Raw genomic sequence first — 16,383 nt, forward strand, 5'->3', positions numbered from 1 at the left:
CGTTACCCTGTGATCCGACTCGGCCAAACAATCTCGATCCATAACAACTACTCAACCAAAACGGTCCCAGCTGTTACAGATTGAGACATACCGGCCCCTCCCCTTGGGTTTATCTCAATCTGTAACATCTAGCAGGTGAAATTCGCCTTTGGTGTTACAGATTTAGATGAAATGGTTAGCTCAGCGGAACCGTCTCGATCTGTAACATCTAACGTCCGAAATCGGCCCTATCCGTTACAGATCGAGACAAACGACCGGTCAGGCAGTCCCAACACAAAGAAAGGCTCCCCTCTCGCCCAGTGGACGGGAGGGGAGCCTTATATGTGACCGCGGCAAAAGGATGGCAATACCGCAGTCGCCCAAAGGAAGGGCCTGGTTGCACCGGGCCTAGATAAGGTTCTTGCCAGAGACCTTATCGAAGAGGTGGGTCGCGTTCTTCTCAAACTTGAACCAGATGGGGTCGCCCGCCTTGAGCGCACCCTTGGCCTCGAGGTCGACAACGGGAATGATCAGGACGAACTGGCCATCGGGAGCGGTCACGTGGACATGCTCGGTCGAACCCATGAGCTCGGTCACCTCGACGGTACCCTGGAGCGCGCCCTCCTCGTCCTTGTCGGCAAGCAGAATCTGCTCGGGACGCACGCCGGCCGTGATCTCCTTCACGTCGCCGCCGTCCCAGTTGAGAGCAAGCTGAGCGCAGGTCTCGGGGGCGAGCGCCACGTTCATATCCTCGGTCTTGACGGTAAAGCCGTTGCCCGAGCGCACCAGCTGGGCATCGAAGAAGTTCATCTGCGGCACGCCGATAAAGCCGGCGACGAAGATGTTCGCGGGATGGTTGAAGACCTCCTGCGGGGTGGCGATCTGCTGGACGACGCCGTCCTTCATGACCACGATACGGTCACCGAGGGTCATGGCCTCGGTCTGGTCATGAGTGACGTAGATGAACGTGCCCTTGATCTCGTGGCGCAGCTTGATGAGCTCGGCACGCATCTGGTTACGCAGCTTGGCGTCCAGGTTGGACAGCGGCTCGTCCATCAGGAAGACCTTAGGATCACGCACGATGGCGCGGCCGATGGCGACGCGCTGACGCTGACCGCCGGAGAGCGCCTTAGGCTTACGGTCGAGGTACTCGGTAATACCCAGGATCTCGGCAGCGGAGCGAACCTTACGGTCGATCTCGTCCTTGGGGACCTTCTTGAGCTCGAGCGTAAACGCCATGTTCTCGTACACCGTCATATTGGGGTACAGAGCATAGCTCTGGAACACCATGGCGATGTCGCGGTCCTTGGGAGCGACGTCGTTGACGCGCTTGCCATCGATGAGCACATCGCCCGAGGTGATGTCCTCCAGGCCGGCGACCATGCGCATCGTCGTGGACTTACCACAGCCAGAAGGGCCAACGAGGACGATAAACTCCTGGTCATGCACGGTGAGGTTAAAGTCCTCCACCGCGAGCACGCCGTCCTCGGTAACCTTGAGGTTGTGCTTCTTCTCCTCGGTCTTCTTCTTTTTGCCAAAGAAGCCCTTCTTTTTGGACTCGTTGTTGGGATACACCTTCTGAACATGTTTGAGAACGATCTCGGCCATGTCTCTACCTTTCGATACGCGGCGCCACGCTGAGGGGCGCCGCCAAAACTTGCAAAACAGTTACGGCATCAGCCCTTGACGGCACCTGCCACAACGCCGTCAATGATGTACTTCTGGCAGAAGATGTACATGATGACGATGGGGATGACGACCATCATGATGCATGCCATCATGGGGCCGAGCTCGACGTGGCCATAGCCGCCACGGAAGTACTGGATCAAGATAGGAATGGTCTTGTACTTGGTGGAGTCGAGCGTAAGGTAGGGCAGCAGATAGTCGTTCCAGACCCACATGGTCTCAAGGATGCCGACCGAAAGATAGGTGGGCTTCATAATGGGAAGGACGATCTTAAAGAACACCTGGACCGGGTTGCAGCCGTCGATCATGGCCGCTTCCTCAATCTCGAGCGGGATGTTCTTGACGAAGCCGGCGAACATAAAGACCGCGAGGCCCGCGCCAAAACCAAGGTAGATGAAGCAGATGTTAAACGGCGTGTTAAAGCCGATGCGGTCCGCGAGGTTGGACAGCGTGAACATGAGCATCTGGAACGGTACGACCATCGAGAAGACGAACAGGTAATAGAAGAAGTTCGAGATCTTGCTGTTGACGCGCACCACGTACCAAGCGCACATGGAGCAGCACACCAGAATCAGCACGACCGACGTGACCGTGATGATGAGCGAGTACATAAACGCCGAGGCAAAGCCCTGCTCGTTCAGAGCGTGCACGTAGTTTGCGAGGCCGTTGAACGTCTCGGGCGTGAGCAGATCGAACGCCGTGGTGGTGCTGATTGCGGTCGCTTTCTTAAAGGAATTGAGCGCAATCATGAACACGGGGTAGATCCATGCGAGCGACAGAATCGTAAAGAAGATCGAGAGCGCGCGGTTGATAGCCTTATCGCGTTTCATTACTGCTGCACCTCCTTGGACCTCGTGGCCTTAAGCTGGATCATAGAAATAGCGACAACCAGGATGCAGAAGATAACTGCCTTGGCCTGACCGATGCCCTGCCATGCGATGCCAGCACGCGAATAGAACGTGTTGTAGATGTTCAGGGCGAGCATCTCGGTGGAGTGCGCCGGGGCGCCACCGGTAAGGGCGAGGTTCTGGTCGAACAGCTTAAAGCCGTTGGTGATGGACAGGAACAGGCAGATGGTGATGGTCGGCATCAGGTTGGGGATCTTAACCTTCCAAAACGTCTGCCATGCCGTAGCGCCATCGACCTTGGCGGCCTCGATGTAGTCAGACGGGATGGACTGCAGACCGGCGATGTAGATGATCATCATGTAGCCGACCTGCTGCCACAGGGTCAGGATGATAAGGCCCCAGAAGCCAGCAGCAGAGTTAAGGGCGATGAGCTGGGCGCCCACGTTGGAGAGCAGGCAGTTGATCAGAATCTGCCAAATGTAGCCCAGCACGATGCCGCCGATCAGGTTAGGCATAAAGAAGATCGTACGGAAGATGTTGGTGCCCTTGAGCGCTTTGCGGGTGAGCGCCTGCGCGATGGCCAGCGCGATCACGTTGATGAGCACCGTCGACAGGAAGGCAAACGCCACGGTAAAGAAGAACGACGTGGAGAACTGCGGATCGGACAGCGCGCGCACGTAGTTCTCGATACCGACAAAGTGCGCGTTATTGATGGTAATAAACTGGCAGAACGAGAGATAGAAACCCTGGATAAAGGGAATCACGAACCCGATCATAAACGCCAGGCACGTGGGCAGCATAAAGAGCGGCCACCAGCGCTTGAGTGCTTTGCCCATAGAAGGGTCCTTTCAATATGCAGGGGGCGGGCAAACCTACGTCTGCCCGCCCCCTGTCGCTAATCAGATAGCTTGGGCAGCAACTGCTTACTCGGAAGCAGCCTTCTCGGTCTTCCAGCCATCGACGAAGGCGTTCTTGACGCCGTCCCACTTGGTGTTGTCGGCAGCATAAGCGATGAGAGCCTGCTTGAGGTTCTTCTTCCACTCCTCGGAGGGGATGTAAACGAAGTCCCAAGCGACGGTCTTCTTGCCGTCCTTGGCCATAGCAACGGCCTGCTGCGAGAAGACGTTGGTGGTCTCCTTAGCGCTCTTGAACGGGGCGGTCAGACCCATCTTGTCAGCGATGATGCTGGTGGCGGTGTCAGAAGTGACGCACCAATACATGAAGTCCTCGGTGGCCTTCTGGGCATCCTCGGAAGCCTGGGAGCTGACGCACCAGTAGTTCTCGCCGCCGGAGCACAGGCCCTGGTTCTCCTCGCCGTCGACGCCGATGTAGATCGGCAGCATGCCGAGCTGGTCGTCGGTCATACCGGCCTTGGTGAGGTCGGCGTAGGCCCAAGAGCCGTTCTGGTAGAAGACGGCCTTGCCGGTTGCGAACTCGTTGGTGGCGTCGTCACCGGTCTTGGAGGCGAGCTGCGAAGGATCGCAGGTGGAGTCGGTGATATACAGGTCGAAGATCTGCTTAAAGTTGTCGAGATACTCGCCCTTGATCTCGTCGTCCTCCTGATTGTGCTCCTTCTCGAACTCGTAGTAGAGCGGGAGGTTGGCGAGGTGCGTGGTGTAGCGCCAGCTGGAGGAGTCATCCATGCCGGCGGAAGTGAAGGCACCGTCAACGCCGAGCTCGTCCTTGCGGGCCTGGATGTCATCGGCGCAAGCCTTCAGCTTGTCGAAGGAGTTGATGTCCTCGGCCTTGTAGCCGGCCTTCTCGAGGAGCTCCTTGTTGTAGATGATGCCGTAGCTCTCCTGAACCCAGTCGATACCCAGATCCTTGCCGTCGGACTGCAGCGCCAGGGAGTCGTCGATGAGCTCGCCGCGGAGCTTGGTGTCGGAAAGATCGGCGCAGTAGTCCTTCCAGTTCTTAAGGCCGGTGGGGCCGTTGACCTGGAACAGCGTCGGAGCGGAGCTCTTGGACATCTCGGACTTGAGCTTCTCCTCGTAGGTGTTGGAGGCGGCGGTCACGATCTTGACCTCGACGCCCTTCTCCTTCTTGTACGCCTTGGCGATCTCCTTCCACTCCTTGTCGACCTCAGGCTTAAATTGGAGGAAGTAGACCTCGGCAGCGTCACCAGAAGCAGAGGAGCCGGAGCCGGCAGAACCACCACAGCCCACGAGACCCAGACCAAGAACCGCAGCCGCGGAGCCAGCGAAGCCCAGGAACTGCCTTCTGCTCATTTCGTTCTTCATTACAATCCACCCTTTCACACCGTGGCGGCACCCTTTGCCGCCGCCTTCGGAGATTGGCTCGGGGACTTTGCCCCTTTTGCTGATTTGTACAATACGCTATTTGGCTAGTTGTTTGAACAAGTATTACTAGAGCGGTAGAAAAACTTCGGTGAACGGTAATTTCAACTTGATACTTGACAAGTTTTGTATAAACAATTACTTGTTATCGAATGCAGAGAAAACGCCCGGTCAAGCCGATGCATCGTCGGTTTGACCGGGCGTTTTCTCTTTGAGGACATGAGTCTCGTCAGGCTGCGAGCTAGCCGGCTATCGCTTGGAGTTGACGCGGTAGTGGAAGATCTCGGGATGCGTGCGGGCATGCGTCACCTCAAATAAGATGCCGTCCGAGGTGTACGACTGGCTCTCCATAACGGCGACGCAGTTGTACTTGCCAAGGTCCAAGTAGCTGCAGTCCTCATCGTTGGCAAGCTCGACGCTCACCGTACGGCGGCTCGCCATCACTTTGACGCCACGCTTGTGCTCCAGATAGTCGTAGATAGAGCTTGCCGCAATCTCGGGGGTCAGGCCCTTGGCGATCGACTCCAAAAAGTAGCCGTGGTCCACCTGGCGCGCGCTGCCGTTGAGGCTTCGGACACGCACGACGCGAATCAGCTCCTCGCCCACCTTAAAGCCAAGGCGGCGCGACAGTTGCTCAGTGCAAATCAAATGTTCAAAAGACTTGACCTCGGTCGATGCGACGGCATTGTTGCGTTTTGCGAACTCGCCAAACGACTCAACCTCTTCGAGTGCGCCCAGCATGTCGGTTTCGCCCTTAAGCCAAATAACGCGCACGCCCTTGCCGTGTATAGGCTGCACAAACATCTGGTCGGCCAGCATGCTCAAGGCGCGTCGAACGGTATTGCGCGTGCAGCCAAACTCCGCGGTCAGCTCGGCTTCGGTTGGCAGCATCTCCTGAAACGCATAGGTCCCGTTAATGATGCGCGAACGGATCTCGCGGTAGATTCCTTCGTAAATCGCTTTTGGCATAACTTCACCTCTAATGAATATGTATGGCTAGGCACGATAGCATTTCTTAAAGTTGTTTAAACCGATTATCGGTAAAGTACGGATTATTTACCGTCGACGGTTCCCCCGAAACCCAAATCGGACCGAATCAAAACCGTCAATGCGGCAAGCAGCCAGTCCTCTACAATGAGTTCATTGTTTAAACGTTCTTGCTCGCACAGCATGTTGCATCCGGAAGGCATATTATGCTGCAGAAAATCCAACGCTTTGGCGGGGCAATGTTCGCGCCCGCCATGCTGTTTTCTATATCAGGCCTCATGGTCGGCATCTCCGCCCTCGCAACGACCGTGGATATCGTCGGCGACCTCGCCGTATACGGAACCCCCTGGTACGTTTTCTGGACTATCATTCAGCGCGGCTCGTGGACGGTCTTTAAGCGCCTTCCACTCCTTTTTGCCGTAGCGCTGCCCATCGGCCTTGCCCAAAAGCAACCGGCACGCTGCTGCCTCGAGGCGCTCGTAGCCTATTTTGCCTACTGTTTCTTTTTGAGCGAGATCATTAAGCTGAGCGGCGACAACCTTGGACTTAAGTACCCGTCGTCTTTAACCCCCGCCAGCGGCATCACCGTCATCGACGGCATCAAGACGCTCGACACCGGCATTATCGGCCCGCTGGCGGTGTCGGCAACCGTCGTTGCCATCCATGACCGCTTCTACGATGCCAAGGTTCCCGATTGGCTCGGCACGTTCTCGGGTTCCTCGCTCGTCTACCTCATCAGCTTTTTTGCCGTGTTTGCCCTTGCCGCCATCTCGGCCGCCATCGTGCCCTTCGCATACGCTGTGACCGAAACGCTGCGCCACGCACTTGCGGGCGTCGGCCCCTTCGGCGTGGGCATCTTTGTGTTTTTGGAGCGAGCGCTCGAGCCCATGGGGCTGCACCATCTGCTCTATATGCCCATCTATTACGACAATCTGGTCATTCACGACGGTATTTACGCCACGTGGACCAACCTGCTCCCCATTCTCTCCCATAGCACGCGCCCTTTAAATGAACTTGCGCCCTGGGCAGGTTTTACCGCCACCGGCTGGGGCAAGCTCTTTGGCCTTCCCGCCATCGCGGCAGCATTCTATTTCACCGCCAAACCCGAACGCCGCGCCGGCCTTAAGGTCATCCTTTTGCCCGCCATCGTCGCCTCGGTGGTCTGCGGCGTCACCGAGCCGCTCGAGTTTCTCTTTATGTTCACCTATCCCGGACTCTTTTTGCTCTACGCCGTCCTGTCCTCCTGCCTTGCCATGACCATGAACTTCTTTGGCATCGTCGGCATCTTCTCGGGCGGTCTCATGGAAATGACGGCCTTCAACTTCATCCCACTCATGCGAATGCATGCCGGCTCCTACCTTTTGGCGCTCGGTATCGGTCTTGCCTTTAGCCTCATCTTTTTTGTTAGTTTTCGAGCACTCATCTTGGTCTATGACCTTAAGACGCCGGGCCGCGAGGATCATGTCTCCAATCGCGCGGCAATCGATCGTTTAACGGGAAGCGGCTTTGCCAAAGAGCAATCTCCCAATGGCGAGGTCAGTATTCAATCCGATCAAGATCACGTCCTCGCTGAGCGGGTAATTCAGCTTTTAGGTGGCGTTGGCAATATCGTGGGCGCAACCAACTGCGCCACGCGCCTGCGCGTCGAGGTCGCAGACCCTTCCATCGTTGCAGATAATGCGTCGTTTGTCGCGGTGGGCGCCAAGGGCCTCATCATTACGGGCAAGACCGCCCAGGTGATTATTGGCATCTCCGTTCCCCGCGTTAAAGAGCATTTTGACCAGATCATGGGCCTCGAGCCGGGATTTGTGTCCACCACCTCGGCCTCCCCTGCCGCCAGCGCAGCCCATAAGCGCGGCGATATCTGCTTCTTCGATATCGACGGAACACTCGCCTGGCAAGACCCTCGAGTGGCACAAGAGCTTCCCGAGAGCGAGCGAGACCTCTCCCCCTATCCCAATGAAGCGGTCTCGCAAGCCATCCGTGATTTTGTCGCCAAGGGCAATATGGCGTTTATCTGCACAGGGCGCACGCTGAGCTGCATCCATCCAAAGCTGCTCGAGCTGCCCTGGACCGGCATCGTCTGCCTCGCGGGTGGCTATGTCGAACTTGAGGGACACGTGATTCGCGATTTGGCGATGACGCCCGGCATGCTGCAGCGCCTTGCTCCCATTCTTGAGCAATCGGACGAAGTGATTCGTTTTGAGGGACTCAATGGCGTCGTTCGCATGAGTGCCGATGCGCCCGACGCTCCGGGATACGCCCGCACCGTGGGCGATGCAATTACGCAGCTGCAACATTACAGCGCCTACAAGATCTTAATGTCCACGTCGCTTGCCAACCGCATCGCTCAGGATCAAGCGTTTGAGCCGCTGCTCTGCTTTAACGAGCTCGAGCTCGAAGTGACCGAGATTTCGCCTCGCGAATGCACCAAGCGCGAGGGTATCCAGTCCGTACTCGACGCCCTCGATCCCCACCACGGAACCGTATACGGCATCGGCGACGCCAGCAATGACGTCTCGCTGATGAACGCCGTCGATGTCGGTATCGCCATGGGCAATGCGCCGGACTTCCTCAAGGAAAAGGCCGACTATGTCACCGACAGCATCGACCACGACGGCGTCGTCACCGCGCTCGAACACTTTGGGCTTATCTAGCCAAGCCCCTACCGCACTTGCGGCCGCATGGACCAATCGTCTTCAACCGCCGCGCTCGACGCCCTAATGTGGCAATATGTTGTCTGCATAATGCAACGATGCAACCTATCAAAGAATGCGAGAACCCGTGTCCAGTCCGTTTACCAGCTTTTTAGCCCAGCACTTTGACCAGATTAACGACTATCTGGCCACGTTCTTTGACGGACAGGCGACTTCCGCCGATATCGAGCGCTACCTGTATACCCCGCTCTCGGCATTTACGGCAAACGCTGGCAAGCGCCACCGCCCGCTCATCTGCATGCTCGCCGCCACTGCGGTAGGCGGCAGCTTTGAGAGCGCCCGCAGCGCAGCGGCGGCCATCGAGCACTTTCAGTCGGGCGCACTCATCCACGACGACATCGCCGACAACGGGCAGATTCGTCGCGGCAAGCCCTGCATGCACCTTACCGAGGGCACCGGTCTTGCCATCAACTGCGGTGACCTGGCGCTCACCATGGTCACCAAGACGGTTCTCGACGACCCCACACTCAACGCAGACGTGAAGCTTCACGTGCTCCACGAGCTTACCGAGATGATCGTCCGTACCATCGAGGGCCAAGCGCTCGACCTGGGCTGGGTCCGCGACGAGCGCTTTGACATTTCGGTCGACGATTATCTGGACATGGCGACGCACAAGACCGCGTACTACAGCGGAGCGACGCCGCTTGCCGCCGGAGCCATTATCGGCGGCGGCAGCGAAGAGCAGATTGAGGCACTGCGCGCCTTTGGGCTGCACACGGGCCTTGCCTTCCAGATTCAAGACGACCTGCTCAACTTGATCGGCACCAAGGAGGCCGCCAACAAGGACTTCCGCACCGATATCACCGAGGGCAAGCGCACCCTCGTTGCCGTGCATGCCCTGTCAGACAAGCGCTATCACGACGAGATCGAGGCAATCCTTTCCTCGGGCACCGAGGACCCTGCGCAGCTCGCACGCGCCGTGGAGATCTTCCAGGAGACCGGCTCCATCGATTACGCCCACACCTATGCGCTCGACCTGACCGCTAAGGCCAAGGCCGCTATCGAAGGCGTCGAGCTCGACCCGCATGCGCGCGAGCTCTTCCTCTCAATGGCAGATTTCTTTGTGGAGCGTCTTAACTAGCGGGGGTCATAAAACCTGTGGGCAGCGAGTTTGGGTACAAGTTGCTACACTATTGAGTGCATGTTTATAAATTGTCTCGCGTTGTCTATCCGACACACGCTCAAAATAGTACGAATGGTACGCCGAAAGGGGTTCGTTCATGGAACCTATTACCACGGGCATGCAGGGAGCAGCCGTCGAGGACGTCCAGTCCCGCCTTCTGCAGCTCGGCTATACAATCGATGACGCCGAGGTTGTCGACAAGCGCTTTGGCACCACCACCGAGCAGGCCGTCAGCACCTTCAGGCTCGACAGCGGCCTTGCTGCCGGTCATGCCGTCGATATCCCCTGTTGGAGCGCCCTGGTCGACGCCTCGTATAAGCTGGGCGACCGCACCCTGTATCTGCGCATGCCCAATTTCCATGGCGCCGATGTGCAGGCCCTGCAGCGCGCTCTCAACGTTTTGGGCTTTGCCTGTGGCGAAGACGACGGCTACTTTGGTCCGCATACCGAGGCCGCCCTGCAGCAGTTCCAGGAAAATGTCGGCCTGTTTGCCGACGGCATGGCCTTCCAGGACACCTACGCCTACATCAACCGCCTGCACCATGTGTGGGAGGGCAAGCCCTCGGTCACCGAAGCCGAGTCCCGCATCGGTTTTGCTCGCGCCGCCAACGTGCTCGAGCGCTTCCAGATCGCCGTTATCGGTGAGGACCCCATCGCACGCAGCGTTGCTTCGCGCATGTGGAACATCGCCACGGCAACGACCGACAACAGCGGCATGATGCTCTGCGACTCCGAGGTCCCAACTGACGTTGACCTGGTGCTCGAGATCGCAAGCGACGAGCTGCCCGCCGATGCCGCGCCACGCGCCACGATTGCCCTCGCCGAGTGCCACAACCTGGCCCAGCGCATCCGCACCGCCAATGTCGCCGCGCAGCAGAAGCCGGCTCGCATTCGCATTGAGCTCACGGGCATGACGCGCTACAACGGCACCTTCACGGCCAGCGACGCGCAGACGCTCGCCGTACGCCTACTCGATGGCGTTTGCGATGCCCTCGCAGATTAGGTAAACTAGACGAGTTGCTTTTGGGCAACACCACACATTGGGACGTAGTTCAACGGTAGAACTCCGGTTTTTGGTGCCGGCTGTTGGGGGTTCGAATCCCTCCGTCCCAGCCATTAAAACTGAGCGCCCTAAGCCCATAACGGCCCAGGGCGCTTTCTTGTGGGCAAGCGGAGGAATTCGAGCCCGCAAGGGTGCGGAGCTGAGGAAACGCGAAGCGTTTTCCAGCGCAGCACGCAAGGAGCGAAGCGACGCAGCGGGGCGCGGTCGCCGACCAGGCGGACGCGGAATCCCTCCGTCCCACACCAGCCAAGAGCCCCTCACGTCAAGCAAATCGAGCCAACGCCGCCAAGCGGAGGAATCCGAACCCGCAAGGATGCGGAGCGACGCAGCGGGGCGCGGCCGCCGCAGGCAGACGCGGTGCCGGCACTTGGGGACGCTCCTAAGTGCCGGCATTATAGGAACGTCCCCAAGTGCCGGCTCGGGACTATTTTCGAGGACCCTCCGAAGGACTGTGGCCAAAAAACGGCAAATATGAGTACTGTCACCGTTGTAGCTACATTATTTTCGTTAATAAAAGAAGATCTTAATGAGATTTATTCGCATCAAGGTCTTCCTTTAATGAACACTTGAGGAGATACGGCAGCTTATCTGCTCGATCGACACGTCAAATCACCTTAAATGTGGTCAAAATTACTGCTACTAAAAGAGTATCAGTACTCATATTTGATGTTTTTTGGCCACGGCTCTTTATAGACACCCTGCACAGCGACGGTGGTAGATTTCGGAACGTGTCCGTCAGCCCCGTTCCGAAAAGCGAGCCGCATGCAACGGCCAAGCCACGACAGGCCCCGGGAGAGCGGGGACACCGGCTTAGGCTTATCGCGAGTTCCGCACGAACAGGAGGCCACTTAATGTGGCCTCCGTCGTGAGCAGGACTGTAGAGCAGGAAACCTAAGCCGGTGTCCCCGCTCTCCCGGGGCCGGCGGAATTTAGTTGTTCAGCATGCGGTCGAAGCTTCCCGAGTCGCCATCCCGATAGTCGGCGGTCATCAGAATCTCCTGCGGAATGCGCCCGCCCTCGCGCAGCACATTGCGGAACTGCACGCGCGTGACCATGGGCAGATCCTTGATCGTCGCCGCCAAGTTCTGCGGCACGCCCTGGTTGGCAGCCGCGGGCTCGCACTCGCCGCCGGCCTTCACGCGACGCTTATGCTCGGCGAGCATGGCGCGGTACATGCCGGCATGCAGGCGAATCTCAACCACATTGGCATTGCGAGCCTGCTCGACGATGCGCGCGCCCTCGCGGTCGATATCGCCCACGTAGTAGACGTAGTTAAAGCGATAGCCGATCTCAGCCAGATAATCGTCCAGGGCATGCGAGACGCTCGCCTTGCATCCGCCGCCAAAAATCACGCCGCCCACCTTGATGCCAAAGAGCTTAGCGTGCTTGCGGCCGCGCAGGAGCTTGACGATCTCGTCATAGGTGTCCAGGTTCTCGACCATAATGAACGGCTTATCGGCGCCCAGCGTAAAGAAACCCGTAAAGTGCACGGGGCGGTTGGGGGCGACCTTAATCGCCTGCATGCTGATGCCCTTTTCGGTCATACGCCGAATTAGACGCTCGCCGTGCTTGCCGTCAAAAGCCTTCTCGTCGTTAAAAATCTGGTAGGCACGCTGGCGGCGCGAGGCAACCGGCGTATCGGCACCTCGGTTTTGCTCGATCCAAGCCTGGATGATTGCGATTTCCTCGGCAATCTTGCGGTTGGACATCTCGTTGTGCTGAGTGCGCTGCGGAGCCTTTTTGCCGTCCTTGCCCTCGACCTTTACGATCTGTGTCTGCTGCTCCTTGATCTTAGAGAGCGCCGTAGGCGTAGGGACAACTTTGAGCAGCTGCCTGCCTAAAACGCGGGCAAGGGCAAACGCCGATACCTCGCCGTGGACGGCCGACTCGGGCTGCTGGGCAGCAGCATCTGCTGCGGCAGACTCCGGCTTCTTCTGAGACCTGCGCTTAGAATCGCCTTGGGAATTGCGCTCGCGCTTCGGCATAGACGCCTGCTTCTGCGGACGATCGGACTTGCTCTCCTTCGCCGGCTGGCGCTTAGGCTGCCCCGAAGAAACCTCGGCCTTCGCATCCTCGTCCTGCGGCGTGGTCTTCTCGGCTGCAGTCTCGGCATGGGAACTGCGACCCCCGCGATGGCGACGGCGGCGAGGCCTGCTCGACGCGCCCTGCTCCGTCTGCCCATCAGTAGGCTGCTCGCCCTTGGCCTCGGCAGCAACCTCAAGCTGCGGCTCAACAGGCTTCTGCTCGCGAGCCGCCGGCTCAACGGTTTTCTCGGTTTGTTCGGCCTTCTCGGCCTGAGCGGTCGGAGCCGGCTCGCCCTTCTCCTGACGCCTTACGGGATACGCGCGCCTCGCAAAACCACGCCCGGGACGGCATGAACCCGGAGCCTTCTTGGCAGACTCCTCAACATCGTCTGCAGCCTCGGAAGGCTCTTCAACCTCATGCGCGACATCCTGCTGCGCAGCCTTAAAGTGGGCACCACGGCGACGCTGGGGCTCCTGGGCCTCCACGGGCTTTTGCTCCTTCGCGGGCCTCTGCGACTCGGCAGCAACCTCGTTCTCAACAGCCTCGGCATCCGTCTCACCCTTTTGAGCAACGGCACGACGGAAGCGCTCCTGCTGGGCGCGGCGCTGCGCATCGCGCTTGCCGCCCCCGCCAAAACCGCCGCGGCCCGCCTTAGCCGTAAAGGCGCGAACGACGTCCTCGTCAAGCAGCTCGTCGGTATCGACGTGCTCGCGTTGAGCCGTTGCCGCCACAGCAGGCATCTCGGCAACATCCTCGACGATCTCTTCGGCGGCCTCGGCAGGCTGCTCCTGGTCATCGCAAATCTCGGCATGAATGGTATAGAACGCCGGGCGCCCGTTAATGCCGCTGCCCTCGATCTTGGTAACGATCTTCGCCGCGATGAGCTCATCGCGCATCGCCTTGGTGTCACATTCCTTGTCGACGGAGCGGAAAATCTGCGCCAGCGCGCTCGACTTGATCTTGAGTGCCTTGCGGCAGAGCAGGTCGTAGGCAACCAGCTTGGCACGCTCAGCAGAAAGCGACGTCTGGCTGCTCAAACGCTCAGCCAGAGCATCGACATTGTTTTGGTTATCGGAATATACCGTCTTGGCCACGGGGCCCCTTTCATATGTACGCATATACGTCTATATGGTACAACGCGCGCCCCTACCCACGCAAAACAACTGCGAGAACACTCAGGCGCCGCTCGCTTTTACATGAAAAAAGGCCGGGCCCGCGTAGTTGCGGACCCGACCCTTCCGAGTCATATAGATGTGACGTTCGCGTCGTTAGGTCGATTAAGCCTCGACGGTTGCGGCGTCGGCGGGAGCCTCGGCAGCAGCGGCGCGACCATACTCGGCCTTGCCCATCTCGGACCACTCGGGCTCCTCGTCGGGCATGGAGCCGGCCTCCTTGCCGAAGAACTCCTTGAGGCAGTTGACGGCAACGATGAGGCCCAGGACCATCAGCAGGATGGCAAAGACGAGCTGCAGGCCCTTGGTGGCGGCGACGGAGACGGCGGCCGTGGTGGCGGTAGCCGGGATAGTGCCGAAGAAGCCGTAGGCCTGGACGGCGGCCATGCAGCCCATGGCGCTCTGGACCAGCGAGGTGAAGGTGCAGCAGAGCAGGAAGGCGACGGGCACGTAGAGCATCCAGCCCTTGCGGCCAGTGCACTTGCAGAACACGGCGAGGGTGATCATGGTCATACCGCCGAGCAGCTGGTTGGAAGCACCAAAGAGCGGCCAGATGTTGGCATAACCGCCAAAGGCGAGGGCGAGACCGGGAAGCAGGGTGACGACCGTGGCGAACCAGGGGTTGCCGAGAACCTTCATGTAGCCGGCCTTGGACTCGATGGCGAGGGCGTCGTTGGTCTGGGCAAAGAACTCGGAGAAGGACGTACGGGCGATGCGGGCGACAGCGTCGAGCGAGGTCAGGGCCAGCGCGGAGACGTTCATGGTCATGAAGACGGTGGCGAGCGTGCCGTCAACGCCGAAGGCCTGCATACCGCGGGAGATGCCAGCGGCGAAGACCTGGAACGGGGTGGAAGCGACACCGGCGTTGAGGGCGCCAGTACCGGCGGTGTTCATGTCGGAGAACATGATGCCGGCGACGATGATGGCAAGGATGCCGACGAAGGACTCGACGATCATGGCACCATAACCGACCTTGACGGCGTCCTGCTCCTTCTCGACCTGCTTAGAGGAGGTACCGGAAGAAACGAGGCTGTGGAAACCGGAGAGAGCGCCGCAGGCAACAGAGACAAACAGGACAGGGAACATCATGCCCGAGGCATTGCTAAAGCCGGTGAAGACCGGGGCGGTAATGGTGGCCTGACCGTTAACGCCCAGGACAACGATGCCGAGGACAGCGCAGGCGATCATGACGATCATCATGATCGAGGTGAGGTAGTCGCGCGGGGTCTTGAGCATCTGGATGGGCATGGCGCCAGCGAAGACCAGGTAGACCATGACGACGGCGAACCACTGGAACTTATCCAGGTAGACCGGGAACTGCATACCGACGGCGAACATGAGAACCATGAGGACCACGCCGGTGACGAACTCGGCGGCACCGGTGAGGTTGAACTTCTTCTGGGCCCAACCAAAGGCGATAGCGACGAAGGTGAACAGGATGGAGATGGTGCCAGCGCAGCCAGCGGCATAGGACTTGGTGAAGTCGATGGCACCGGTAGCGGCGCCAGAAGCGTCAACGGCCGGGGTGAACATGAACGTCTTGCAGACCATGTCGGTGAAGGCGGCGATGACGATGATGCAGAACAGCCAGCAGAACAGCAGGAACAGGCGACGGCCGGTCTTGCCGATGTACTTCTCGATGAGCTGAGCGAGCGACTTGCCGTTGTTCTTCATCGAAGCGTACAGAGCACCAAAGTCGTGGACGGCGCCAAAGAAGATGCCGCCGACGAGGACCCAGAGCACGACGGGCAGCCAGCCAAAGGCCATGGCGACGATCGTACCCGTGACAGGGCCAGCACCGCAGATCGAGCTGAACTGATGCGAGAACGCGGTAAAGGCGGAGACGGGCGAGAAGCTCTTGCCGTCCTTCATGCGCTTGGCCGGCGTGAGGGCCTCTTTGTCAACGCCCCACTTGTTGGCCAGCCAGCGGCCGTAGCCCAGATAGCCGCAGGCGAGCACCGCCGCGGCCACAACCATGAGCAAAACTCCGTTCATTACATTTCCTCCTCTAAAAAGAACTTCTCAGACATAAAAAATGAGGGCCGTCGGTTGCGCTCGACGACCCTCATCTTCATCAGCCGCCCGTTATCGTACGGGCTAGCTATATGTGCTAACCCGCATCAGATAATTACTACGCTGATAATGTTTAGCTGATGCGTGAACATGTCTAAAAAATCCTCTTCAATCATGATGTGAACGATCCGTGCGGTTCACATCCCCCAGTGGTTGAAAAGGAGTATGTAACTTTAGTTACCTAAAGTCAACGCAAATTTGTAATGAATTTTCAACTTTTTTTGAAATTCTCGGTATAAAACGCCACTGACCTCGGACTTTACCCAACAAAAGTTTTTGCATGAGAGATGCCCCTCGGGAGCGAGCGGGCGTATACAAGGTTTCCTGCTCTACAGTCCTGCTCGCACGGAGAGCACATTAAGTGCTCTCCGGCTCGTGCGGAACTCGCGATAAACCTTGTATACGCCCGCTCG

At 58.6% G+C, this 16,383-nt stretch carries 10 protein-coding genes and 1 tRNA gene; 4 read left to right on the plus strand and 7 right to left on the minus strand.

Annotated elements, in window-relative coordinates:
• Positions 1 to 387: 387 nt before the first annotated feature.
• The 5 genes from DW112_RS09150 to DW112_RS09170 form a co-directional block, all read right to left on the minus strand.
• Positions 388 to 1,587: an ABC transporter ATP-binding protein gene (locus DW112_RS09150; protein ID WP_055252176.1), complete on the minus strand. Its 1,200-nt coding sequence runs from the start codon at positions 1,585 to 1,587 to the stop codon at positions 388 to 390.
• 68 nt (positions 1,588 to 1,655) lie between these two features.
• Positions 1,656 to 2,495 carry a carbohydrate ABC transporter permease gene (locus tag DW112_RS09155; protein ID WP_117584245.1) on the minus strand — a complete coding sequence of 280 codons (840 nt, stop codon included), beginning with the start codon at positions 2,493 to 2,495 and terminating at the stop codon, positions 1,656 to 1,658.
• On the minus strand, positions 2,495 to 3,349 hold the full coding sequence (locus DW112_RS09160; protein WP_055252174.1) for a carbohydrate ABC transporter permease: 855 nt from the start codon (positions 3,347 to 3,349) through the stop codon (positions 2,495 to 2,497). The genes DW112_RS09155 and DW112_RS09160 overlap by 1 nt, the downstream gene beginning before the upstream one ends.
• Positions 3,350 to 3,436: 87 nt before the next feature.
• Positions 3,437 to 4,753, minus strand: coding sequence for an ABC transporter substrate-binding protein (locus DW112_RS09165; protein WP_055252173.1), 1,317 nt, complete (start codon positions 4,751 to 4,753; stop codon positions 3,437 to 3,439).
• 306 nt (positions 4,754 to 5,059) lie between these two features.
• Positions 5,060 to 5,779 carry a GntR family transcriptional regulator gene (locus tag DW112_RS09170; RefSeq protein ID WP_117776883.1) on the minus strand — a complete coding sequence of 240 codons (720 nt, stop codon included), beginning with the start codon at positions 5,777 to 5,779 and terminating at the stop codon, positions 5,060 to 5,062.
• Between the two features lie 224 nt (positions 5,780 to 6,003).
• On the opposite strand from DW112_RS09170, the gene DW112_RS09175 reads away from it, so the two are divergent.
• The 4 genes from DW112_RS09175 to DW112_RS09190 all read left to right on the plus strand — a co-directional run bounded on the left by DW112_RS09175 (position 6,004) and on the right by DW112_RS09190 (position 10,753).
• Positions 6,004 to 8,454 carry a PTS transporter subunit EIIC gene (locus DW112_RS09175; protein ID WP_117779418.1) on the plus strand — a complete coding sequence of 817 codons (2,451 nt, stop codon included), beginning with the start codon at positions 6,004 to 6,006 and terminating at the stop codon, positions 8,452 to 8,454.
• A 127-nt stretch (positions 8,455 to 8,581) separates the two neighbouring features.
• Positions 8,582 to 9,595, plus strand: a complete 1,014-nt coding sequence (locus DW112_RS09180) for a polyprenyl synthetase family protein (RefSeq protein ID WP_118328822.1) — start codon at positions 8,582 to 8,584, stop codon at positions 9,593 to 9,595.
• Positions 9,596 to 9,734: 139 nt separating this feature from the next.
• A complete protein-coding gene (locus tag DW112_RS09185) occupies positions 9,735 to 10,640 on the plus strand; it encodes a peptidoglycan-binding protein (RefSeq protein ID WP_187361857.1) in 906 nt (301 codons plus the stop codon).
• Between the two features lie 38 nt (positions 10,641 to 10,678).
• Positions 10,679 to 10,753 (plus strand) — tRNA-Gln (locus tag DW112_RS09190).
• 876 nt (positions 10,754 to 11,629) lie between these two features.
• On the opposite strand, the gene DW112_RS09195 is transcribed toward DW112_RS09190, so the two are convergent.
• Positions 11,630 to 13,819, minus strand: a complete 2,190-nt coding sequence (locus DW112_RS09195; RefSeq protein ID WP_158571750.1) for a hypothetical protein — start codon at positions 13,817 to 13,819, stop codon at positions 11,630 to 11,632.
• A 183-nt stretch (positions 13,820 to 14,002) separates the two neighbouring features.
• Positions 14,003 to 15,892, minus strand: a complete 1,890-nt coding sequence (locus DW112_RS09200) for a carbon starvation protein A (RefSeq protein ID WP_118328824.1) — start codon at positions 15,890 to 15,892, stop codon at positions 14,003 to 14,005.
• Positions 15,893 to 16,383 lie beyond the last annotated feature (491 nt).

Origin of the sequence: Collinsella sp. AM09-41 (assembly GCF_003473245.1) — a bacterium.
In the GTDB taxonomy this organism is placed as follows: Bacteria; Actinomycetota; Coriobacteriia; order Coriobacteriales; family Coriobacteriaceae; genus Collinsella.